Source organism: Bradyrhizobium sediminis, assembly GCF_018736105.1.
GTDB lineage: Bacteria > Pseudomonadota > Alphaproteobacteria > Rhizobiales > Xanthobacteraceae > Bradyrhizobium.
On record NZ_CP076135.1, the window covers coordinates 2,821,426 to 2,844,458 of the forward strand.

General features: G+C 64.0%; 18 protein-coding genes and 1 tRNA gene. 12 read left to right on the forward strand and 7 right to left on the reverse strand.

Features of this window, described 5'->3' with window-relative positions:
* Positions 1–66: 66 nt before the first annotated feature.
* A complete protein-coding gene (gene metC / locus KMZ68_RS13445; protein WP_215611797.1) occupies positions 67–1,260 on the reverse strand; it encodes a cystathionine beta-lyase in 1,194 nt (397 codons plus the stop codon).
* Positions 1,261–1,615: 355 nt separating this feature from the next.
* On the opposite strand from metC, the gene KMZ68_RS13450 reads away from it, so the two are divergent.
* The 5 genes from KMZ68_RS13450 to KMZ68_RS13470 all read left to right on the forward strand — a co-directional run bounded on the left by KMZ68_RS13450 (position 1,616) and on the right by KMZ68_RS13470 (position 6,864).
* Positions 1,616–2,632, forward strand: coding sequence for an amino acid ABC transporter substrate-binding protein (locus KMZ68_RS13450; protein ID WP_215611798.1), 1,017 nt, complete (start codon positions 1,616–1,618; stop codon positions 2,630–2,632).
* Between the two features lie 21 nt (positions 2,633–2,653).
* Positions 2,654–3,859 carry an amino acid ABC transporter permease gene (locus KMZ68_RS13455; protein ID WP_215611799.1) on the forward strand — a complete coding sequence of 402 codons (1,206 nt, stop codon included), beginning with the start codon at positions 2,654–2,656 and terminating at the stop codon, positions 3,857–3,859.
* Positions 3,856–5,379, forward strand: coding sequence for an amino acid ABC transporter permease (locus KMZ68_RS13460; protein ID WP_215611800.1), 1,524 nt, complete (start codon positions 3,856–3,858; stop codon positions 5,377–5,379). Before KMZ68_RS13455 ends, KMZ68_RS13460 begins: the two co-directional genes overlap by 4 nt.
* Before the next feature lie 11 nt (positions 5,380–5,390).
* Positions 5,391–6,131, forward strand: a complete 741-nt coding sequence (locus KMZ68_RS13465; RefSeq protein WP_305853262.1) for an amino acid ABC transporter ATP-binding protein — start codon at positions 5,391–5,393, stop codon at positions 6,129–6,131.
* 187 nt (positions 6,132–6,318) lie between these two features.
* Positions 6,319–6,864 (forward strand): DUF805 domain-containing protein, encoded by a 546-nt coding sequence (locus KMZ68_RS13470; RefSeq protein ID WP_215611801.1) that lies wholly within the window; start codon positions 6,319–6,321, stop codon positions 6,862–6,864.
* A 52-nt stretch (positions 6,865–6,916) separates the two neighbouring features.
* On the opposite strand, the gene KMZ68_RS13475 is transcribed toward KMZ68_RS13470, so the two are convergent.
* The 4 genes from KMZ68_RS13475 to KMZ68_RS13490 all read right to left on the reverse strand — a co-directional run bounded on the left by KMZ68_RS13475 (position 6,917) and on the right by KMZ68_RS13490 (position 11,544).
* Positions 6,917–7,957 carry a cysteine synthase A gene (locus KMZ68_RS13475; protein ID WP_215611802.1) on the reverse strand — a complete coding sequence of 347 codons (1,041 nt, stop codon included), beginning with the start codon at positions 7,955–7,957 and terminating at the stop codon, positions 6,917–6,919.
* Between the two features lie 88 nt (positions 7,958–8,045).
* Complete coding sequence (locus KMZ68_RS13480; protein WP_215616324.1) at positions 8,046–9,275, reverse strand: SAM-dependent methyltransferase; 1,230 nt, start codon at positions 9,273–9,275, stop codon at positions 8,046–8,048.
* Between the two features lie 125 nt (positions 9,276–9,400).
* Positions 9,401–10,228 carry a DUF1365 domain-containing protein gene (locus tag KMZ68_RS13485; protein ID WP_215611803.1) on the reverse strand — a complete coding sequence of 276 codons (828 nt, stop codon included), beginning with the start codon at positions 10,226–10,228 and terminating at the stop codon, positions 9,401–9,403.
* 2 nt (positions 10,229–10,230) lie between these two features.
* On the reverse strand, positions 10,231–11,544 hold the full coding sequence (locus tag KMZ68_RS13490; protein ID WP_215611804.1) for an NAD(P)/FAD-dependent oxidoreductase: 1,314 nt from the start codon (positions 11,542–11,544) through the stop codon (positions 10,231–10,233).
* 500 nt (positions 11,545–12,044) lie between these two features.
* Here KMZ68_RS13490 and KMZ68_RS13495 point away from each other — a divergent pair, with 500 nt between their 5' ends.
* From KMZ68_RS13495 to KMZ68_RS13520, 6 genes are all read left to right on the forward strand, one after another.
* Positions 12,045–13,436 carry an efflux transporter outer membrane subunit gene (locus tag KMZ68_RS13495; RefSeq protein WP_215616325.1) on the forward strand — a complete coding sequence of 464 codons (1,392 nt, stop codon included), beginning with the start codon at positions 12,045–12,047 and terminating at the stop codon, positions 13,434–13,436.
* Entirely contained in the window at positions 13,426–14,739 is a 1,314-nt protein-coding gene (locus KMZ68_RS13500; RefSeq protein ID WP_215611805.1) for an efflux RND transporter periplasmic adaptor subunit, read from the forward strand. The genes KMZ68_RS13495 and KMZ68_RS13500 overlap by 11 nt, the downstream gene beginning before the upstream one ends.
* Positions 14,740–14,791: 52 nt before the next feature.
* On the forward strand, positions 14,792–17,923 hold the full coding sequence (locus KMZ68_RS13505) for an efflux RND transporter permease subunit (protein WP_215611806.1): 3,132 nt from the start codon (positions 14,792–14,794) through the stop codon (positions 17,921–17,923).
* Positions 17,923–21,030, forward strand: coding sequence for an efflux RND transporter permease subunit (locus tag KMZ68_RS13510; RefSeq protein ID WP_215611807.1), 3,108 nt, complete (start codon positions 17,923–17,925; stop codon positions 21,028–21,030). The genes KMZ68_RS13505 and KMZ68_RS13510 overlap by 1 nt, the downstream gene beginning before the upstream one ends.
* A 60-nt stretch (positions 21,031–21,090) precedes the next feature.
* Entirely contained in the window at positions 21,091–21,822 is a 732-nt protein-coding gene (locus KMZ68_RS13515; protein WP_215611808.1) for a tRNA-uridine aminocarboxypropyltransferase, read from the forward strand.
* 77 nt (positions 21,823–21,899) lie between these two features.
* Positions 21,900–21,973 (forward strand) — tRNA-Cys (locus tag KMZ68_RS13520).
* 64 nt (positions 21,974–22,037) lie between these two features.
* On the opposite strand, the gene KMZ68_RS13525 is transcribed toward KMZ68_RS13520, so the two are convergent.
* The gene (locus KMZ68_RS13525; RefSeq protein ID WP_215611809.1) at positions 22,038–22,217 is read right to left on the reverse strand and encodes a hypothetical protein; all 180 of its coding nucleotides are present in this window, start codon (positions 22,215–22,217) and stop codon (positions 22,038–22,040) included.
* Positions 22,218–22,471: 254 nt separating this feature from the next.
* On the opposite strand from KMZ68_RS13525, the gene KMZ68_RS13530 reads away from it, so the two are divergent.
* Complete coding sequence (locus tag KMZ68_RS13530) at positions 22,472–22,729, forward strand: hypothetical protein (RefSeq protein ID WP_215611810.1); 258 nt, start codon at positions 22,472–22,474, stop codon at positions 22,727–22,729.
* A gap of 25 nt (positions 22,730–22,754) precedes the next feature.
* Here the strand turns inward: KMZ68_RS13530 and KMZ68_RS13535 are convergent, their stop codons facing one another.
* Positions 22,755–22,967 (reverse strand): hypothetical protein, encoded by a 213-nt coding sequence (locus KMZ68_RS13535; protein ID WP_215611811.1) that lies wholly within the window; start codon positions 22,965–22,967, stop codon positions 22,755–22,757.
* Positions 22,968–23,033 lie beyond the last annotated feature (66 nt).

The window sequence follows — 23,033 nt, forward strand, 5'->3', positions numbered from 1 at the left end:
CCGCGGTGGGCAAGAAACTGACCTACAATCATATCCAGCACATGTCCGCTGATCAGGGCTTCGGCCCTACGCGGCGTTGAAGGCGGCGAAGCCACGCTCCAGATCGGCTTTCAGATCCTCGACATTCTCCAGCCCGATATGCAGCCGCAGGCTGGGGCCGCCCGGCGCCCAAGTGGTGGCGGTGCGGTAGGGCGCGCAGTCGAAGGGGATGACGAGGCTCTCGAAGCCGCCCCAGGAATAGCCCATGCCGAACAGTCTCACGGTGTCGAGCAGGGCATCGACGGCGGCTTGCGGCTTCGGCTGCAGCACGACGCTGAACAGGCCGGACGCGCCGGTGAAATCCCGTTTCCATATCGCGTGGCCCGGATGGCTTTCGAGCGCCGGATGCAGCACGCTGATGACTTCGGACCGGCCGGCGAGCCAGCGCGCCATCTCGATCGCGGACTTGTGATGCTGCGCCAGCCGTACCGAAAGCGTGCGCAGGCCCCGCAGCGCCAGGAACACGTCGTCCGGTCCGGCGCAGACGCCGAGCAACTGGATCACCTCGGCCACCAGGGGCCAGGCCCCGGCATTGGCCGAAATCGTGCCGAACATGATGTCGGAATGGCCACCGATATATTTGGTCGCCGCCTGCATGCTGATATCGACGCCGAGCTCCAGCGAGCGGTGATACAGCGGCGTCGCCCAGGTGTTGTCGTCGATGACCAGCGCGCCGCGCGCATGCGCCACCGAGGCGATCGCGGGAATGTCGGGCATTTCGAAGGATTGCGAGCCGGGCGCCTCGACCACCACCGCCCTGGTGTTAGGCTTGAACAAGGCGGCGATGCCGCCGCCGGTCAGGGGATCGAAATAGGTGGTCTCGACGCCGTAGCGGGCCAGCATGCCGTTGCAGAAATTACGGGTGGGACGATAGGCATTGTCGCAGACCAGTAGATGATCGCCGGATTTCAGCACGGCGAGCAGGGTGGTGGAGATTGCCGCCAGCCCCGACGGCGCGATGCCGACGCCGGCGCATTGCGGGCCTTCGAGCGCGATCAGCGCCTCCTGCAGCGCTTTGGTGGTCGGGGTTCCCCTGCGGCCGTACTGAAACTCGCCGCGATGGGCATGCAGGTCCGCTGCGGTCGGATACAGCACGGTGGAGCCGTGAACCACCGGCGGATTGACGAATCCCTTTTGCGCCTTGGTGTCTCGGCCCGCCGTCACCAGCAGGGTTTCTGCCTTGTGCGGGTTCGCTGCTCCGTCATCCCCTGAAAAACTCATGCGCCGGCTGCCACCAAAAGATTTTTTGCCACAGCCGCGACCATCGAAAGCCCCGCCGGGCGGCGGGTTCGGGCTGGGTTTGTTAATAACAGGACACAGAAGACGGCCGTCAACCCCTTGACCCGGCTCGCCAGTCGTTCTGTGATGCAGGCGAGCTATTCAGTCGCTGCACGTTGAGGGGCCTGCCGCGATCGTCGATCCATTGCTTGACCGATTCTGCGTCCAACTGCCTGTTACGGCATGCCGTTTGCAGGAGCGATTTGCAGGAACGGCAGGAAAAGTGGATCACCGGGTAGGCCCATCGGCACGAGCGAGAATAAGCAAACGTTCCGGACGACCCTTGAAAGGCTTTGCCATGAAACGCGTATCACTGGTTTTTACACTCGCACTCGCCGCCGGTTTTTCGAGCCAGGCGGCCACCGCGCAGACGCTCAAGACGGTCAAGGACCGGGGCCAGCTATCCTGCGGCGTAAGCCAGGGCCTGCCGGGCTTCTCGTCTCCCGACGACAAGGGCAACTGGACCGGCCTCGACGTCGATGTCTGCCGCGCGATTGCCGCGGCGGTCCTGAACGATCCGACCAAAATCAAGTTCGTGCCGCTGTCCGCCAAGGACCGCTTCACGGCGCTGCAGTCCGGTGAAATCGACGTGTTGTCGCGCAACACCACCTGGACCGTGTCGCGCGATACTTCGCTCGGCGCCAACTTCACCGGCGTCACCTATTATGACGGCCAGGGATTCATGGTCAAAAAAGCGCTGAAGGTGAACTCCGCGCTGGAACTGAACAGCGCCTCGGTGTGCGTGCAGACCGGCACCACCACCGAGCAGAACCTCGCCGACTACTTCAAGGGCAACAACATGAAGTATGAGGTGATCGCGTTCGGCACCGCCGACGAGACCGTCAAGGCCTATGAATCCGGCCGCTGCGACGTCTTCACCACCGACGTGTCGCAGCTTTATGCCCAGCGTTTGAAGCTTGCCAATCCGGCCGACCACGTCGTGCTTCCGGAGGTGATCTCCAAGGAGCCGCTCGGCCCGATGGTCCGCCATGGCGACGACCAGTGGTTCGATATCGTGAAGTGGACCCTGTTCGCGATGCTGACCGCCGAAGAAATGGGCGTCACCCAGAAGAACGTCGATGAAATGGCGAAATCGGACAAGCCGGAATTCAAACGGGTTTTCGGCACCGACGGCAATCTCGGCGAACAGCTTGGCCTCACCAAGGATTGGGTGACGCGGATCGTAAAGGCGACGGGTAATTACGGCGAATCGTTCGATCGTAACGTCGGCGCCGGCTCCAAGCTCGGGATCGCCCGCGGACTCAACCAGCTCTGGAACAAGGGCGGAATCCAGTACGCGCCGCCGATCCGCTGATCGCAAGCCACCGGCACGGCGATGTCCATCGAAGCCCGAGCGCCTCCGTCGCAGTTTCTTTTCAGGCTGCAACGCGCGCTCGGCGGTCGGGCAGGGTGGAACGGATTTGTCGTTCAGCTCCTGTTCGTCGCTGCGCTGCTGTGGATCGGCTTTGAAATCGTCGCCAATGCGCGGGCCAATCTGCAGGCGCAGCGGATCACATCCGGCCTCGGCTTTCTGGAGAATACGGCGGGCTTCGACGTCAGCCAGAGCCTGATTCCCTATTCCGGTTCCGACTCCTATATCCGCGTGTTCTTTGTCGGCCTGCTGAACACTCTGATCGTCTCGGTCATCGGCATCTTCTTCGCCACCATCATCGGGTTCATCATCGCGCTGGGCCGGCTGTCGCCGAACTGGCTGTTGTCGCGGATTTCAGGTGGTTACGTCGAGTTGGTGCGCAACCTGCCGCTCTTGTTCCAGATCCTGTTCTGGTACCGGGCCGTGCTGGCGACGCTGCCCAACCCGCGACAGAGCTACTCGATACTCGACAGCGCTTTTCTCAGTAACCGCGGGCTCGTAATCCCGAAGCCGATAGCCGATCCGGGGCTGGAGCCGTTTGCGATTGCCGTCCTGATTGCGGTCGTGGCGGCGCTGGGCCTGCGGTGGTACGCACGCAAGCAACTGTTCGATAGCGGCAAACTGATCAGGATCTGGCCTTATGTGCTGGGATTGCTGATCGGTCTGCCGATGCTGGCGTCGCTGTTGTTCGGCAGGCCGGTCACCTTCGAATTCCCCGCGCTGAAGGGCTTCAATTTCGCCGGCGGCTCGCGCGTCATTCCGGAATTCGTCGCGCTGACGCTGGCGCTCTCGACCTACACGGCGGCCTTCATCGCCGAAATCGTCCGCGCCGGCATCCTGTCGGTTCACAAGGGGCAGATGGAGGCCGGTGCTTCGCTTGGTCTGTCACGCGGGTCGACCTTGCGGCTGATCGTGGTGCCGCAGGCGTTGCGCGTTATCCTGCCGCCGCTCACCAACCAGTATCTCAATCTCACCAAGAACTCGTCGCTGGCGGTGGCGATCGGCTATCCCGACCTGGTTTCGGTGTTCGCCGGCACGGCGCTGAGCCAGACCGGGCAGGCGATCGAAATCATCTCGATCACGATGGGCGTCTATCTCCTGATCTCGCTGGTCACCAGCGCGATCATGAGCTTCTACGGCTGGCGGCTCGGCCGGAGTGCCGGCCCATGAGCGATATCTCCGTTTCGCCGTTCGTTCGCCAGGAACTCGTCCCCGAGCGCCCTGCGCCGGTCAAGACCACCGGTTTTGTCGGTTTCCTGCGCACGCGCCTGTTCAATTCACCGACCAATGTTCTCCTGACCATTGCGGGCGTGCTGCTGCTCTGGTTCACCATCGTTCCGGCGGTGAAGTTTCTCCTGATCGATGCGGTCTGGACCGGCAAGGACCGCAACGCCTGCCTTGCGGAAAATGCCGGACATACGGTCGGCGCCTGCTGGCCCTACATCCAGGCCAAATTCAGCCAGTTCATCTACGGCTTCTATCCGGAAGCAGAACGTTGGCGGGTGAACCTGACGTTTTTCCTGGCGGCGCTGTTGCTGTTGCCGCTGCTGATTCCGCGGCTGCCGGCCAAAGGCCTCAACGCCGGGCTGTTCTTCGTCGCTTTCCCGATTGTTGCCTTTTTCCTGCTGCATGGCGGCGGCCTGAAGGGACTGGGCGTCAGCTGGACGGCAGGATTGCTGGCGGGATTTGGCGACAACATCGGCGAGGGCGGCCGCAAGCTGGTCGGCATGGGCGAGGCGACCGCGGTAATCGGCCCGCTGCTGTGGCTGCTCGGAAAGCTGCTGATGCTGCTCGGCACGGTCGTCTCGTGGCTGATCTGGCCGTTGACCTGGCTTCGCGACCAGACTCAGATATTCCCGCGGCCGCTATGGGCCGATTTCGTGGCCACCGCCGCGATCGTCTCGATTCTGTTGTTCCTGCTCAATGGCGGTGTCCGCACCGGATGGCGGGCCCTCATCAACAGCCTTGCGGTCTTTGCCGGCATCGGCATCGTCATCGCGCTCCTGGGCCTCGACCGCGGCGGCCTGCCGGTGGTCGATACGCGGCTGTGGGGTGGGCTTCTGGTGACGCTGGTGGTGTCGGTCACCGGCATCGTCACCTCGATGCCGGTCGGCATCGCGCTGGCGCTGGGGCGGCGCTCGACGATTCCGCTGATCCGGGTCTTTTCGATCGCGTTCATCGAGTTCTGGCGCGGCGTGCCGCTGATCACGGTGTTGTTTTTCGCCACCTACATGCTGCCCTTGTTCCTGCCGGGCAATTTCACGGTCGACGGTCTGGTCCGCGCGCTGATCGGCATCGCGCTGTTTGCTGGCGCCTACCAGGCCGAAGTCATTCGCGGTGGATTGCAGGCGATCCCGCGCGGGCAGGGCGAGGCTGCGAGCGCGCTCGGCCTGTCCTGGGCCAAGACCACCGGCCTGATCGTGATGCCGCAGGCGCTGCGTCACGTCATCCCCGGTCTGGTCAACAGTTTCATCGCCCTGTTCAAGGACACCTCGCTGGTCTCGATCGTGGCGCTGTTCGATCTGCTTGGCAGTCTGCAGGCTTCCTTCAGCGATCCGGTATGGTCGACGCCGACAACCCTGTTTACCGGGTTTGCCTTCACCGGAATGATCTACTTCGTCTTCTGTTTTGGCATGTCGCGCTATTCGCTGTTCGTCGAGAACAGGGTGAACGCGCATCGGCGCAATTGAGCAAAATGACCATGACCGCGAATTCGATCGTCAGCATCAACGGCCTCAACAAGTGGTACGGCGACTTTCACGTGCTGCGCGACATCAATCTCGAGGTCGCCAAGGGCGAGCGCATCGTGATCTGCGGCCCCTCGGGCTCGGGCAAATCGACGCTGATCCGCTGCATCAATGCGCTGGAGGAATTTCAGGAAGGCGCGATCGTGGTCGACGGCATCGAACTGGGTCCGAACCTGAAGCGGGTCGACGAGGTCCGCCGCGACGTTGGCATGGTGTTCCAGAGTTTCAATCTGTTTCCGCATCTGACCGTGCTGGAGAACTGCACGCTGGCGCCGATCTGGGTGCGCAACATCCCGAAGATGGATGCCGAAGCCGCCGCGATGAAATATCTGGAGCGGGTGAAGATTCCACACCAGGCCAACAAATATCCGGGCCAGATGTCCGGCGGTCAGCAGCAGCGCGTCGCCATCGCCCGCGCCTTGACCATGAGCCCCAAGGTCATGCTGTTCGACGAGCCGACCTCGGCGCTCGACCCCGAAATGGTCAAGGAGGTGCTCGACACCATGGTCGACCTCGCCAATGAGGGCATGACCATGCTGGTCGTCACCCACGAGATGGGATTTGCCCGCGAAGTCGCCAACCGCATCGTGTTCATGGACGCCGGGCAGATCATCGAGTCCAACACGCCGGCGAGATTCTTCGCCAACCCGCAGCACGCGCGGACGAAGCTGTTCCTCAGCCAGATTTTGCGGTGAATATTCGGCGCCCCTCGCAATAACTTCGCGGATATCGCTTCGCTCGTTCGAACTTCGATGCTGTCTGAGCATTGCAGCCGAATTTATCAGCCCCAGAAAGCGATCGGAAACCAAAGGTTGTAGGCGGCAGTGCCTGTTTACCGGGCGGAAAGTAGTTCGTGTCCAGTTGGCGCAAAGGGACGTGCCAATGTTGGGTTACCTGTTCGGTTTCAATGCCCGGCTCAGCCGGATGCATTATTGCCTCGGCATCATCGGCCTGGCGGTCGTGTCGACCGCTGTCAGTTTCGCCATTGCCGGTTATGCCATTCGATCCAACCCCAGGGGCATGTTTCCATCCGTCGGCCAGATGAGCTGGCCGACCATCGCGGTCGGCATCGCGTTCGTATGGGCGAGCTTCACGCTGCAATCGATGCGGATCAGGGACATCGGCTGGGATCCTGTCTGCATGATCCCGACATGGATCGCGATCCTGATCGTCGACAAGCTGGTCGCGGTCAAGGTTCCCGCGTGGTCGCTGGGCCAGGACCAGCACGGGACCGTCGTCGGCGCGCTGTTCAACGTTGCGCTGATGCTGGCCCTGCTGTGCTGGCCGAGCAGCGAGCAGGAAGGCGTGCCGTTTCCCGAGTTGCGCGGAAAGCCGGATCGGCCGCCGCAAGGGACGGACGCCGCGTCCGTGAAGGCGGAACGCATCGCGCGGGCGGCCGGAACCGAGTTCGGCAAGCGGGGATTTTGACATCTCCGCCATGGTGACGCGGCAGTCGGGCCGGACTAGTCTCGCCGCCGGGTCATACCTTCTCGAACGGTACGTCGATCTTGCTGTGCTTCTCCAGCCATGCCGGCACCGGAAGGTTCTTCGAGCGCATGAACTCTGGATTGAACAGCTTCGACTGATAGCGGTTTCCGGAATCGCAGAGGATGGTCACGATGGTCTTGCCGGGTCCGAGCTGCCTGGCGAGGCGGATGGCGCCGGCAACGTTGACGCCGGTGGAGCCGCCGAGGCACAGCCCCTCATGCTCGAGCAGGTCGTAGATCACCGGAACCCATTCTTCATCGGGAATGAGGAAGGCGGTGTCCACTTTGGCGGTTTCAATCACGGGCGTGACGCGCCCAAGGCCGATGCCTTCGGAGATCGATCCGCCTGGCGTCGATTTGGCGGTGCCGTTCTTGAACAATTCATACATTGCCGCACCGTGCGGGTCGGCGCAGGCGATGGTGATGTCCTTGTTCTTTTCCTTCAAATACCGGCTGGTGCCGGCAAGCGTGCCGCCGGTGCCGACCGAGCAGATGAAGCCGTCGAGCTTGCCGCCGGTCTGCTGCCAGATTTCCGGGCCGGTCGATTCGTAATGCGCCTTGGCGTTGTCGAGGTTGTTCCATTGATCGCCGAACAACACGCCGTTCGGTTCGGTGTTGCGAAGCTGTGCGGCCAGCCGCTTGCCCACATGCTGGTAACAGTTCGGATTGGAAAAGGGCAGCGCCGGCACCTCAACCAGTTCGGCGCCGCAAAGCCGCAGCATGTCCTTCTTTTCCTGGCTCTGCGTATCCGGAATCACGATCAGCGTCCGGTAACCGCGCGCGCTCGCCACTACCGCGAGCCCGATGCCGGTATTGCCTGCGGTCGCTTCCACCACCAGCCCGCCGGGCTTGAGGTCGCCGCGCTTCTCGGCTTCCAGGATCATCCATTTGCCGGCGCGGTCCTTCACCGACTGGCCGGGGTTCATGAATTCGGCCTTGCCGAGAATGGTGCAGCCGGTCGCCTCGGAGGCGTGCCTGAGCTTGATGAGCGGCGTGTTGCCGATCGCCTGAACGACGTCGTTGTTGATTGTCATGTCTTGGGAATTGCCAGTTGTTTCCTCACCGGAGGCGACCCTAAAGGACCGCCGCGAGGGGCACAAGCCGACGCTGCAACGCTCCCCGCTAGGACGATTTGGCGAAGACCACCTGGCGCACGTCGATATTTCCCGACAGGAAACCGGCCTCGCAATAAGCGAGATAGTATTCCCACAGCCGCCGGAACCGGTCGTCGAATCCTGAAGGCATCAGATTCGGCCAGGCCGCGCGGAAATTGCTTCGCCAGATCGCGAGCGTCTTGGCGTAATCTTGCCCGAAAATGCGCTCGCGGATAACGGGAACGCCGAACCGCTCGCCGAGCGATTTCAGCACCTGCGGCGAGGGCAGCATGCCGCCCGGAAAAACATAGCGCTGGATGAAGTCGACTTCGCGGCGATAGGTCTGGAACAGGCTGTCCTGAATGGTGATGGCCTGTATGCCGGCGAGGCCGCCAGGCAGCAGCCGGTCGCGCAACTGTGAAAAATATTTCGGCCAGAACTGCTCGCCGACCGCCTCGATCATCTCGATCGAGGCGATCCGGTCGTAGCGGTCGCGCTCGTCGCGATAGTCTTGCAGCCGGATCTCGACCTTGTCGCTGAGGCCGGCCTTGAAAATGCGCGCTTCCGCGAAATCGCGTTGCTCCTTGCTGATGGTGAGCCCGACCACCTTGGCGCCGTAGGTCTTGGCGGCATATTCCGCAAAGCCGCCCCAGCCGCAGCCGATCTCCAGCAGTCTCTGGCCGGGCTTCAGATCGATGGCCTCGGCGAGCCGGCGGTATTTGTTGTTTTGCGCGGCCGTCAGATCGGAGGTGCCGTCCTCGAACAACGCCGAGGAATAGGTCATGCTCGGATCGAGCCAGGCCGAGTAGAACGCGTTGCCGATATCGTAATGCGCGTAGATGTTGCGGCGCGCCTGCCGCCTGGTGTTGCGGTTGAGCCAGTGCCTGGCGATCTGGACAAAACGCATCAGCGGCTTGTCGCCGAGCATCTGCTGAATCAGATCGTGATTGACGCAGAACAGATAAAGGAACTGCGTCAGATCGGGCGTGTCCCATTCCCCCTGCAGATAGGCTTCGGCGATCCCGATATCGCCGCCGTTGAGCAGCCGCGAGGCGAAGCCGTAATTGTACAACGTCATGGCTGCCGCCGGACCCGGCTCCATGCCGCCCATCCGAAGCGTGCGGCCGTCGGGAAGCGTGATGTCGAGGGTGCCGCGTCTCAGCCTTGAGGCGAAGCCCAGGGCCAACCGGACCAGACGGGGCAAATCGGCCAGCGCCGTCTCCAGATTATCGGGAGTAACAGGTATCAACGCAGACATCGCCAGGCCCATCGATTGATGCGGCTCTGTGTCCAGCCAAGTCGTCCCAAGGTCACTGGACCAGAGCGCTTTCCCACGCTCCGGGCTTCCGCCCGGCGGCAGATAACGCTTGCGCAGTATAGTCGCTACGTTCGCCGCTCGCCAAGACGGTTCGCCGCGTTCGCCGGTGCAGCATTCGGTCGCGGCATCAGGCGCGCACCCTTGAGCCAAAGCCGCAAGGCTTCCCAATGGATTGCCGCGACGATCTTCAAGGTGACGAGCGGCAGCGCGACAAACGAACGCAACAGCGTCAGCGTGGTCAGCGCCCGGCGGCGGCCGCTGAAGGCCGCCGAGAGCAGGGGACCTTCGCGGTCGGTCTCGAGAATCCGCAATTTGACGCGCTCGCCCGGCGGCAAAACGCGGAAATGATAGCGCATCGCCATCTCGACGAAGGGGGAAACGTAAAACAGCTTGTCCTGCGACTGCCGGATGCCGGCGGCGTTGATCTCGCCGGGCTCCACGGCAAGCACGTAAGCGTGGATGTCGCCGAAAGTGTTGCGGACCTCGTAGATCAGGAGCGCCAGCTCGCCGGCCTTCGAGTAGCAGAAATACACCGACAGCGGATTGAAGGTGAAGCCGAGCAGCCGCGGATAGCACAATAATCGCACCCGTCCGCCGGTGAGATCGATACCGCGTCCGGCGGCGCAGGCTTGCGCGTGGCTGCGCAGGGATGACCCGTCGCGCCTGCCGTGGTCGGCCTCATGGAAGCTGTAGAGCGCGGCCCGATTGACGCCGAACAGGGCTGACAGGCGGTCGGCGTCGTCGAGCCGGTCGAGATCGATCAGGAGACTCATGACGCGATAGTTGAAGCGATGACCCATCGGCTTCAGCCTCGCATGCATCACATCGCCGAAGTACAGTGCGGCCGGGGCATCGGCCGATGGCGCGTCAGCTCTGGCGATCGGCTCGCTCATCGTCACTCCGCGGCTTCCGCCAGTTCGGGCAGCGGCTCGCGCCACGGCGCCATCGCGCCCAGCGCTTCCGCCACCTCGAGCCCCGAGCGTAATCCGTCCTCGTGGAAGCCATAACCTGTCCAGGCGCCGCAGAACCAGGTATGGCGCCGGCCCTGAATTTCGCCGAGCCGTTTCTGGGCGGCAAAAGCAGCTGCATTATATTGCGGATGCTCGCAGCTGTACGTGCCGAAGGTCAGCTTCGGAGCGGGCGCGAACGGCGGGTTGAGGCTGATGAACAGCGGCTTGTCGTCGTCGATGCCCTGCAGCCGGTTCATCCAGTAGGTCACGGCGACATCGTTGGCGGCTGTGCCTTCGCGCTGCCAGCGCAGGAAATTCCATGACGCCCAGGCCCGTTTGCGCATCGGCATCAGTCGGGTGTCGCGATGCAGATAGACGGTATTGGGCGAGTAGCGGATCGCGCTGAGAATGCTGCGTTCGCCGTCGTCGGCGTCGGACAGCATGTTCAGCGCCTGGTCGCTGTGCGCGGCAATCACGACATGATCGTACCGGTCGCTTCCACCGTGACTGTCGCTGACGACGACACCATGCGGCGTCCGCTCGATCGATGTCACGGCGCAGCCGAGCCGAAGCCGGTCCCGGTATGCCGAGGTCAGCTTCTCGACATAGCGCCGGCTGCCGCCTTTCACCGTGCGCCAGACCGGGCGATCGTATTGCAGCAGGCGATGATTGTTGAAGAACGCCACGAAATTCTCGGCGGGGAAGTCCAGCATTTCGCGTGCCGGCGCCGACCAGATCGCGGCGCCCATCGGCGCGAGATAATCGGTCAGAAGGCGCGGCGCGAAGTGGTTGCGGCGGAAATAGTCGCCGAGCGTCAATCCGGCCAGTCTGCCCGCTTTATAGTCTTCAGTGCTCTGGGTGTTGAAAGTCAGGATGTCGCGAAGCATCCACAGATAGGACGGCGACAGCAGGTTGCGCGGCTGCGCGAACAATCCCCTCGCGGTCTCGCCCCAGTTGTTGCCGCCGCCTTTCCATTCGAAGCGGCCGGCGTCGGCGGTGACCGCAAAGCTCATGCAGCTTGCCACGGTCTCGACGCCGAGATGGGCGAACAGGGCGGTGAGGTCCGGATAGTTGAGCTCGTTGTAGACGATGAAGCCGGTATCGACCGCAAGCTGTGTCCCGTCGTAGTCGATGGTGACGGTGTGGCTGTGTCCGCCGGGCCTGATTTCGCGATCGTAGACCGTGACCGGATAGCGTTTCGACAAGGTCCAGGCTGCGGCATTGCCCGCAATTCCCGTTCCGATCACTGCGACTCGCATTCGATAGCCCCCATTGGTTGCCATGCGAGATACGGCAAGTGGCTCGCGAAGTTTCAGCAGCGCCCGGGTGGCGCGGGCGAGGCGGCCTCGAATCGTCCGAATGGGGAAAACCACATGAAATCTTGGTAAGATTGCTGCAGCCCAAAGACCGCGCCGATCGCCAGAAACCCCCGTGGAATAAGGGAAACTGGGCGGTTCGCGGTCCCGGCCGCGATCGGGGCATGCGCGATGCGGAGCGGAACAGGACTGTCCGCCCCCGGAACGCCCGGCTAGTATGGCGACCGGAGTTCCAGAGGAAGCATCACAGTCGTGACCGGGTCGCAGGCCGTTGCCATCAATGTCATCAGCGAGTCGGTCGGGTGCTCCTCGAATCGTCGGATGCCGGGCGATGCTCCCGGCGGAGGGCGGACGTGAGACAGGGCCCCACTGATGCTGGCAAGGACGGCCCTGCCGCGATTTTTGGCCTCGACCGCGCGGCGAAATGGCTTGCCGCGCTGTGCATGGTGGTCAGTTCAGCCGGCTGCATTCTCACCAGGGACCTGCCCGATCCGGCGCTGGACATCCCGCAAGGCTACAAGGCCGCGCGATCGGCCGATCCGGACGCGCCGCCGACGCTCGACTGGTGGCGCGGCTTCCGCTCGCCGGAGCTGACCACGCTGATGGAGGAAGCCCAGACCGTCAATCTGGATATCGCGGCGGCCACCGCGCGTTTCATCCAGGCGGACGCGCAGGCGCGCATCGCCGGCGCGCCGCTGCTGCCGAGCCTCAGCGGCACGGGGCAGCAGACCTATGCCCGCAGCTCCGGCTCGAGCGCCAGCGGCCTGACCAACGGCGGGCGCGAGACCACCAATTACCAGGCCTCGCTCAGCGCCAGTTATGAATTCGATTTCTGGGGCAAGAACCGCGACGCCGCGCAGGCGGCGGAGGAAACCGCGATCGCCACCCGCTTCGATCGCGACGTGGTGGCGTTGACCGCGCTCGTCAGCGTCGCCAACGCCTATTTTCAGGTGCTTTCGGCGCAGGACCGGCTTCGCACCGCCGAGCGCAATATCGCCAGCGCCTCGCGCATCCTCGACGCCATCAAGCAGCGGCTGCAGGCCGGCACCGGAACCGATCTCGACGTCGCCCAGCAGGAAAGCGTGCTCGCCAGCCAGCGCGCGGCGGTGCCGCCGCTGCGCCAGACGCTGGCGCTGAACATCAATGCGCTGGCGACGCTGGTGGCGCGACCGCCGGAAAGCGTGCGCGTCACCGGCGGCTCGCTGAACCGGATTGCGTCGCCGCGGGTGACGCCGGGCCTGCCGTCGGAACTGTTGACGCAGCGGCCGGATATCAGGCGTCAGGAAGCACAGCTTGCCACCGCCACCGCCAATGTCGGTAACGCGCGCGCGCAGTTCTTTCCCAGCATCAAGTTGACGGGGTCGGGCGGATATCAGAGTTCGTCGCTGGTGTCGCTGTTCCAGCCCCATGCCGCCTTCTTCAACGTGGTTGGTAGCCTGACGCAGCCGATCTTCGACGGCGGACAGATTCTCGGCAATTTCGAGCTCACCAAGGCGAGGCAGGATGAACTGCTGCAGGCTTACCGCAAGACGGTGGTCTCGGCTTTCGCCGACGTCGACAACGCGCTGGTGTCGATCCGGCAGACCACCGAGAAGCTGCGGCTGCAGCGCGAGGTGTTGGCGGCCTCGCGGCGGGCCTTTCAACTTTCCGAGCAACAGCTGCGGGCCGGCACAGCGGACATCGTGACTGTGTTAAATACGCAATTGACGTTATTCCAGGCGGAAGATTCGCTGTCGCAGGCCCAGTTGGCCCGGATGCTGGCGATCGTCAGCCTGTATCAGGCGCTGGGGGGCGGCTGGGAGCCAAGGATGGAAAGGCCGGTCGATGCTCTTTAAGCCGGATTTGGATGCCGCGAAGACTGCCGGCAAGGGTGTCGCGCGTAGCGCGGGCCGCCGCATCGTGTCGATTGCGATTACGCTCTTGATCCTCGGTGGCCTCGGCTACATCGGCTGGAAAGCGCTGCAGCAGAAACAGGCCGCCAACAATCGCGGCGGCTTGCCGCGCGATCTGCCGGTGCCGGTGCTGGCGGCGACCCCGCGCATTCAGGACGTGCCGGTCTATCTCGACGGGGTAGGCTCGGTCCGCGCGCTGAACAATGTCATCGTGCGCGCGCAGGTCGACGGCAAGCTGATCGCAGTCAATTTCGTCGAGGGACAGGACGTCAGGAAGGGCGACGTTCTCGGCGAGATCGATCCGGTCATCTACAAGGCGCAGTACGATCAGGCGGTCGCCAAGAAGGCGCAGGATGAAGCGCAGCTCGCCAATATGCGCATCGACCTCGCGCGCTATCAGCAGTTGGCCGCCTCCAACGCCGGATCCAAGCAGCAGGCCGACACCCAGCGCGCCGTGGTCGCGCAGCAGGAAGCGCTGGTCAATGCCGATCAGGCCGTGATCGACAACGCCCAGGCGACACTCGGCTATACCAAGATCATCGCGCCATTGTCGGGCCGCGCCGGGCTGCGGCAGGTCGACCAGGGCAACATCATCAGGGCTTCCGACGTGACCGGTCTCGTCATCATCACCCAGCTGCAGCCGATCGCGGTGCAGTTCAGCCTGCCGCAGCAGCAGATCGTGCGGGTCAATGCCGCCTCCGCCACGGGCGCGCTGTCAGTCGACGTGTTCGGCAATGACGGCACTACTGTGATCGACAGCGGCACCCTGAAAGGCATCGACAACCAGGTCGATCCGACCACCGGCACGCTCAAGCTCAAGGCCGAATTTCCCAACGCGAACTTCCAGCTTTGGCCGGGCCAGTTCGTCAATGTGCGGCTGAGGGTGGAAACGCTTGCGAAGGCGGTGGTGGTGCCGACATCCGCCGTGCAGCGCGGTCCGGCGGGGACCTTCAGCTACGTCATCGGCCCGGACAATGTCGCCACGGCGAAGCCCGTCGTGGTGACGCAGCAGAACGAAACCGAAGCCGTGATCGCGAGCGGGCTGTCGGCTTCCGATCGCGTGGTGACGACAGGCTTTGCCAATCTGTCTGATGGCGCCAAGGTCTTTATCGGCAGGTCCGATCAGACTCCGTCAGTCGATCTCGCCCCGCGCAAGCGAACCAGGACCCCGCAGGGCGCGGACGCTCAGAGCAAGGACGCAAAAGGGGGCCCCCAGTCTGGCGGCGGAGCGAAGTCGCAGCCATGACCGAAGAACTCCCGACTTGAATGCCTGACTTCGCCAGCGTGAGCACGCAGCCATGAGCGTCTCGGAACCATTCATCCGCCGTCCGATCGCGACCTCGCTGTTGGGGATCGCGCTCCTGATCGGCGGCGCACTCGGCTACTGGGCGCTGCCGGTATCGGCGCTGCCGCAGGTCGACTTCCCGACCGTGCAGGTGACGACGCAGTTGCCGGGCGCCAGCCCCGACGTGATCGCCTCGCTGATTACGGCTCCATTGGAGCGCCAGCTCGGCCAGATCCCGTCGCTGTCGTCGATGCAGTCGACCAGTTCGTTCGGCGTCAGCCAGATCTCCCTGCAGTTCGATCTCAACCGCGACATCGACGGCGCGACCCAGGACGTGCAGGCCGCAATCAACGCCGCGGCCGGAATCCTGCCGAAAAGCCTGCCGTATCCGCCGACCTACGCCAAGGTCAATCCGGCGGATGCGCCGGTCATGACGCTGGCGCTGACCTCGGAGACGATTTCGCTGCGCGCCATGAGCGATCTCGCCGACACCATCCTGGCGCAACGCCTTAGCCAGATTTCGGGGGTAGGGCGGGTCGCGGTGCTGGGCGGGCTGAAGCCCGCGGTGCGGGTGCAGGCCGACCTGGCGCGGCTCGCCGCCTACGGTATTTCGATGGAGGATCTGCGCAGCGCGATCGCAGGCGCCAACGTCTCCGGGCCGAAGGGATCGCTCGACGGCGCGCAGCAGGCTTACACCATCGCCGCCAACGACCAGATTGCGGCGGCGGAAGCCTACAAGCCGATCATCATCGCCTACCGCAACGGCGCGCCCGTCACCATCGGCGACGTCGCCATCATCGTCGACGGGCTGGAGAACGACCGCACCGGCGGCTGGTACCAGGGCACGCCGGCCGTCATCATCGACATCCAGCGGCAGCCCGGCGCCAATGTGATCGAGGTGGTGCGTCAGATCCGCAGCGAGATTCCGAGGGTGCAGCGGGCGATCCCGGCCGGCGTCAACCTGACCGTGGTCAGCGACCGCACCGTCACCATCCGCGCCTCGGTGCGTGATGTGCAGTTCACGCTGATTCTGAGCGTGGTGCTGGTGACGCTGGTGGTGCTGTTGTTCCTGCGCTCGCTGCGCGCCACCCTGATCGCCGGCGTGGCGCTGCCGCTGTCGCTGATCACTTCCTTCGGCATCATGTATTTCTGCGGCTTCAGCCTCGACAATCTGTCGCTGATGGCGCTGACCATCGGCACCGGGTTCGTGGTCGACGACGCCATCGTGATGATCGAGAACATCGTCCGCCATATGGAGAACGGCGAATCCGCGATGGAGGCGTCGCTCAAGGGCGCCAAGGAAATCGGCTTCACGGTGATTTCGCTGACGGTGTCGCTGATCGCCGTGTTCATCCCGCTGTTGTTCATGTCGGGACTGGTCGGGCGCATGTTCCGCGAATTCGCACTGACGCTCACCATCGCGGTAGTGACGTCGGCTATCGTGTCGCTGACGCTGACGCCGATGATGTGCTCGCGGCTGCTGAAGCATGTCCATGAAGAATTCGCAGTGCCAGGGCTTGCCGCGGTCTCCCGCGCTATCGACCGCATGGTCGAGTTCTATCGCCGCACGCTGCTCTGGGTGCTGCAGCGCCAGCGCGCGACGCTGCTGCTGACCTTCGCTACCATCGCCGCGACCCTGATCCTCTATGTCGTCGCGCCCAAAGGCTTCCTGCCGCTGCAGGACACCGCCTCCATCACCGCGGTGACCGAGGCGGGTCCCGACGTGTCGTTTGCGGAAATGCAGAGCCGGCAGAGCAGGGCCGCGGCGGCGATCAAGGCCGACCCTGACGTGACCGGCGTCGTCTCGGTGATCGGCGCGGGTTCGGTCAACCCGACCACCAATGTCGGCCGCCTGGTGATGACGCTGAAGCCGCGCGGCGAGCGGCGCGACGACGTTGCCGCCGTCATCGTGCGCCTGAAGGCGCTGACCGCCTCGATCCCGGGCATGACGATCTACTTCCAGCCGGTGCAGGATGTGCAGATCTCGACCCAGTCGAGCCGCTCGCAATACCAGTACACGCTGACGGGCACCGACGCCGCGCTGGTGAGCGAGTGGGGCAAGAAGCTGGTTGCCGAACTGCGCCGCGATCCCCTGTTCCGCGACGTCTCCTCGGAGGCCCAGGAGGGCGGCCTGCGCGCCTCGCTCGACATCAACCGCCAGCGCGCGGGCCAGCTCGGCGTCAGCATCCAGGGCGTCAACGACACGCTCAACGACGCCTTTGCGCAGCGGCAGATTTCCACCATCTACGGGCAGGCCAACCAGTACCGGGTGGTGCTGGAAGCCATGCCGATCTATCAGCGCGATCCGTCGATCCTGTCGAAGCTCTATCTGCCCGGGGTGGCCGGCGCGCAGGTGCCGCTGTCGGCGGTGGCGACGCTGACGCGCACTACGGCGCCGCTGGCGATTTCGCATCAGGCCCAGTTCCCGGCGGTCTCGCTCAGCTTCAATCTGGCGCCCGGCGAGGCGCTTGGCGACGCGGTCAACGCCGTCAAATCGATCGAGCAGCGCATCGGCATGCCCGGCAGCATCGTCGGGGTCTATGCCGGCGACGCGGCCGAGTTCTCGAAGTCGCTGGCCGGGCAACCGTGGCTGATCCTGGCGGCGCTGGTCACGATCTACATCGTGCTCGGGGTGCTCTATGAGAGCTACATTCACCCGATCACCATTCTTTCGACGCTGCCCTCGGCGGGCGTCGGCGCCATCCTGGCGCTGATGTTGTTCGGACAGGATCTGTCTGTGATCGGCCTGATCGGCATCATTCTCCTGATGGGCATCGTCAAGAAGAACGCGATCATGATGATCGACTTCGCGCTGGATGCGGAGCGCAACCAGGGCATGTCGGCGACCGACGCGATCGTGCAGGCCTGCCTGCTGCGGTTCCGCCCGATCATGATGACGACGCTGGCCGCCCTGTTCGGCGCGCTGCCGCTGGCGGTAGAAAGCGGCACCGGCGCCGAACTGCGCTTTCCCTTGGGCATTTCCATCATCGGCGGCCTGCTGCTGAGCCAGTTGCTGACGCTGTACACGACGCCGGTGATCTATCTCGCGCTCGACCGCATCAATCGAAGGATCGAGAAGGTGGTGCCGCCGGCGCCCGAACTGCCGTCACCGCCGGTCGCGGGGGCCACCGAGGGGATGCAGTAATGGCATCGATCTCGGAACCGTTCATTCGCCGGCCGGTCGGCACCACCTTGCTGGCGGTCGGGCTGTTCCTGGTCGGCGTGGTCGCCTACGCGTTTCTCCCCGTCGCCGCGGTTCCCAATGTCGACTTCCCGATGATCCGGGTATTCGCCTCGCGGCCGGGCGCCGATCCTTCAGTGATGGCGGCGACCGTTGCGGCACCCCTGGAACGGCGGCTCGGCGAGATCGCCGGCATCACCCAGATCACCTCGACCAGTTCGCTCGGCACCACCAGCATCCAGTTGCAATTCGCCATCGGCCGCAACATCGATCGCGCCGCCCGCGACGTGCAGGCCGCGATCAACGCCTCGCTGGCGGATTTGCCGAGCGACCTGCCGTCGCTGCCGCGTTTCCGCAAGGCCAATCCGGCGGCGGCGCCGGTGTTCGTGCTGGCGCTGACCTCGAAGACGCTGACGACCAGCGCGATGTACGACGCGGCCGATACCGTGATCGCCCAGCGCATCTCGCAGGTGCCCGGTGTTGGCGAGGTGATCGTCAGCGGCGCCGACCAGCCAGCGGTGCGCATCGCTCTCAACCCGGTCGCGCTCGCCAATGCCGGGATTGCCACCGACGCCGTCCGGCTCGCGATCGTCGGCGCCAATCCGCTCGGTCCGGTCGGAATTTTCGATGGCGGCCGGCAGAGCGAGACCTTGTCGACCAACCGGCAGATGCGGACGGCGGCCGAATTCCGCGACATCCTGGTCAAGAGCTCGAACGGCAATTTCGTCCGGCTCTCCGACGTCGCCGAGGTCGAGGACTCAGTCCGCAACAGCCGGTCGATCGCCTGGTTCAACAAGCAGCCTGCGGTGCTGATTCAGATCACCAAACAGGGCGATGCCAACGTCATCGATACCGTCGATCGCGTGAAGGCGTTGATCCCTGAACTGAAGCAATGGCTTCCTGCCGGGGTCGAAATCTCGACCCTGGTCGATCGCACCGGCACCATCCGCGCCAGCGTCCGGGACATGCAGTGGACGCTGCTGGCGACCGCCTTCCTGGTCATGGTGGTGGTATTTGCCTTCCTGCGCCGGATCACGCCGACGATCGCGGCCGGCGTATCGGTGCCGCTGGCGCTGGCAGGCACCTGCGCCGGCATGTGGCTCGCGGGTTTCTCGATCGACAATCTGACGCTGATGGCGCTGGCGATCTCGGTCGGCTTCGTGGTCGACGACGCCATCGTCATGATCGAGAACATGTACCGCAACCTCGAGCAGGGCATGAAGCCTTATGAAGCGGCAGTCGAGGGCGCCAGGCAGATCGGCTTCACGGTGCTGTCGATCTCTCTGTCGCTGATCGCAGCCTTCACTCCCCTGATCTTCATGGACGGCATCGTCGGCCGGCTCTTGCGGGCATTCTCGCTGACCCTGACCTTCGCCATCGTGGTTTCGACCGTGGTGTCGCTCACCATCACGCCGATGATCTGCGCGCACTACATCAAGGCGGCGACCTCCGGTCATGCCACCTGGTTCGACCGCGCTGTGGAAGGCACGTTGTCGCGCATCGTCACCTTCTATGAGCGGACGCTGCGGGTCGCGCTCGGCTTTCCCCTGCTGACCCTGGTCGTGTTCTTCGCCACCATCGCGTTGACCGTGGTGCTCTACATCAAGACCCCGAAGGGATATTTCCCGGTCGACGATAGCGGCTTCGTGATCGGCTCGACCCGGGCTTCGGCCGACACCTCGTTTCAGGCGATGCTGAAGCTGCAGCAGCAGCTCGCCGACATCGTGATGGCCGATCCGGCCGTGGCCGGGATCGGCTCGGTGCTGGGCGGCCCTGGCGGTCCCGGCGGCGGCGGCGCTAATCGCGGGGTGATGTACATCAGCCTGAAACCGCCGGAGGAGCGCGGCGGCATCTCGACCCAGCTCGTGATCGACCGGCTGCGCAAGGATCTCTACCGGGTCGCCGGCATCCGGCTGTTCATGTTCGCGGCGCAGGATATCCGCGCCGGCGGTCGCCAAAGCGATTCCGACTACCAGTACACGCTGTCGAGCACCGATCTCGACCTGTTGCAGAAATGGGCGCCGATCGTCGCCAAGCGGATGGAGACCGTCGAGGGCATCACCGATGTCTCCAGCGACCGCGACCCCGGCGGGTTGCAGCTGACGCTGGCGATCGACCGCAGGGCGGCGTCGAGCCTCGGCGTCCGCGTCCAGGACATCGACAATGCGCTGAACAATGCGTTCGCGCAGCGGCAGATTTCGATCGTCTACACCCAGCGCAACCAGTACATGGTGGTGCTGGAGATCGATCCGAAATTCCAGGCCGATCCGTCCAACCTCGAACAGATCTTCGTCGCAGGCTCAGGCGGCGTGCAGGTGCCGTTATCCGCCGTCGTGCACACCACCCGCGGATTGTCGCCGCTGGCGGTCTATCATTCGCAGTCATTTCCCTCGACCACGGTGTCGTTCAACCTGCTTCCCGACGTGCCGCTCGAGGTCGCCACGTCGAATATCCAGCGCGCGGTCGACGAATTGCACATGCCCGAGGGCATCCGCGGCAGTTTCGACGGCAATGCCGGCGACTTCAACAAGACCAGCGGGCGGCAGCCGCTATTGATCCTCGGCGCGCTGGTGGCGATGTATATCGTGCTGGGCGTGCTCTATGAGAGCCTCGCCCATCCCCTGACCATCATCTCGACGCTGCCGTCCGCGGGGCTCGGCGCGCTGCTGGCGCTGCAGGTGACCAATACGCCGCTGACCGTGATCGCTTTCGTCGGCATCATTCTGTTGATCGGCATCGTCAAGAAGAACGGCATCATGATGGTGGATTTCGCGCTCGACGCCGAGCGTCACCGCGGCCTCTCGTCCGCCGAGGCCATTTTCGAGGCCTGCAGCGCCCGGTTCCGCCCGATCCTGATGACGACGATGGCGGCGCTGTTCGCCGGTATTCCGCTGGTCATAGCCACCGGTCCCGGCACCGAGCTGCGCCGGCCGCTCGGTATCACCATCATCGGAGGTCTGTTCGTCTCGCAGATCCTCACCCTCTATACGACGCCGGTGATTTACCTCTTGATCGACCGGCTGCGGCGGCGGCGATCCGGGCCGGTCGCGGCCGCCGCGCCCGCGGAATAGCCCCGCCGGACGGGCGTTTGCGTTGTTGAAGCGCAGGCCTGCGAAGCGTATAGCGGGCCCATGTCAAAACCATCCGAGCCTGAAACGGGCGCCGCCGCGGAGGCGGTGCCGGACTGTCCGCAGTGCCATAAACCGATGCCGCTGTGCATCTGTGACAGCATCACGCCGATCGAAAACAGGATCGAGCTGTTGATCCTGCAGCATCCGCAGGAGCAGGACAGGGCACTCGGAACCGCGCGGCTGACCGCGCTGCATTTCAAGAACGCGGTGCTCAAGATCGGGCTGTCATGGCCGAGCCTGTCCAAGGCGCTGGGACGGCCCGTCGCCGATCCCTCGCGCTGGGCGGTGCTCTATCTCGGCTCGGCGAAAGTCGCCGACCTCGACACCGACCAGGACATCGTCGCCATCAACCGCAAGGGCGAGGTCGAGGATCACCAGCGCGGTATCTTGCGGGATATCGAAGGCATCGTGCTGCTCGACGGCACCTGGAGTCAGGCCAAGGCGCTGTGGTGGCGCAATGCATGGATGCTGAAATGCCAGCGCGTCATCCTGGGCCCCGCGTATCCCTCGCGCTACGGCAGGCTGCGCAAGGAGCCGCGCCGCGACGGTCTTTCGACCATCGAGGCGGCGGCGATGCTGCTGTCGAGCCTGGAGAAGCGGCCCGACATCGCGGAAACGCTGCACGCAAGCTTCGAGCGGATGCTGGCGAGGTATCGACAGGTGCAGGGCACGATGCCCGAACTCGCGCCCAAGCCGAAGAAGAAGGATTACCGGCGGCGCAAGCGGGCCTGAACAAGGCGTTTCGGGCGAGGCTCCCAGCGCCTTGGTTGCCTATGGCGGGCAGGCCGTATATGAGTTCGCCCCCAAGGGGCCACGTGGCGGAGTGGTTACGCAACGGTCTGCAAAACCGTGTACACCAGTTCAATTCTGGTCGTGGCCTCCATTAATATAATCAATGCCTTGCATTGATTATCTCAGAGGCCGAAAGAGGCCGCTTGGGCGTCCTCTCAGCAGGCGGCATACCAGCCTTCGGGAAACGGAACCATCGGCCAGGCGTGCTGGTTGTCGTTAGCGGCTTTCGGCGCCTCCTCGAACAGCGGCAGTCCGGCCAAGAAGTCTTCCTGCGGCGCGGGTTCAATCGCCATCCTGACGCTCTCCAGCAATCGGTTGTATTCAGCTTCGCTCATCGCGCGCTCTCCTGGTTCGAGAGCGCACGATCTCAAAAGTGTTTTGTTTCCAGATTGAACGGATCGATCAAATTGTATCGATCCCGTAATCCCAGCCGTATTGGTTACTATTGCCCTAAATTCCCCGCCGGCAGACTAGGCGGTTCCATCCGCGTCCAAATGTGAGAAAAATCACTTTTTCCCGAAAAATTTTCTCGTATTCCCAAAATCACCACGGCTCCGGCGAGCCGTTAAGCGAGCGAGGGAGAACGGCGATGACAGCGAAGTTTCAGCGCGCCTGGGCCAAAGCGAGCCGCGCCAATCTGGCCGGTACGGTCGGTTTCCTGCTGGCGCTGTCGGCATCGCATTCGGCATTGGCCGCGCTGGCGAGCCCGGAGCAGCGCAAGGCCTGCACTCCGGACGTCTACCGTCTCTGCCCCGGCGAAATCCCCAACGTCCGCGCCATCACCAACTGTCTGCGGCGCCAGAAGGCGAGCCTCAGCGAGGCCTGCCGGGCGGTGTTCGAACAGTGAGATGACGGGGCCTTTGCACGTCGGTTCAAGCGACGATCGAGGCCAGCAACCAGATCGACGTTGCCCAACCGATCGCCCAGATTGCCGTCGTGATGCAAAGCACCGGCAGGAATTGCGTGAAAGTCGTGACCTTGGTCCGCCAATCCGGTTGCGCACCGGAAAACGTCACCGCGTTCAAGGTCGAATAGAGCGGCCAGCCGAAAATGGCCCTTGTGGCATTGACCTCGGAAAGGCTCATGACACGACCCTCCAATCCAGCGAATCGTCCAGATTCGTCCATTAACGATAGTGGAGCTAGCGGCTG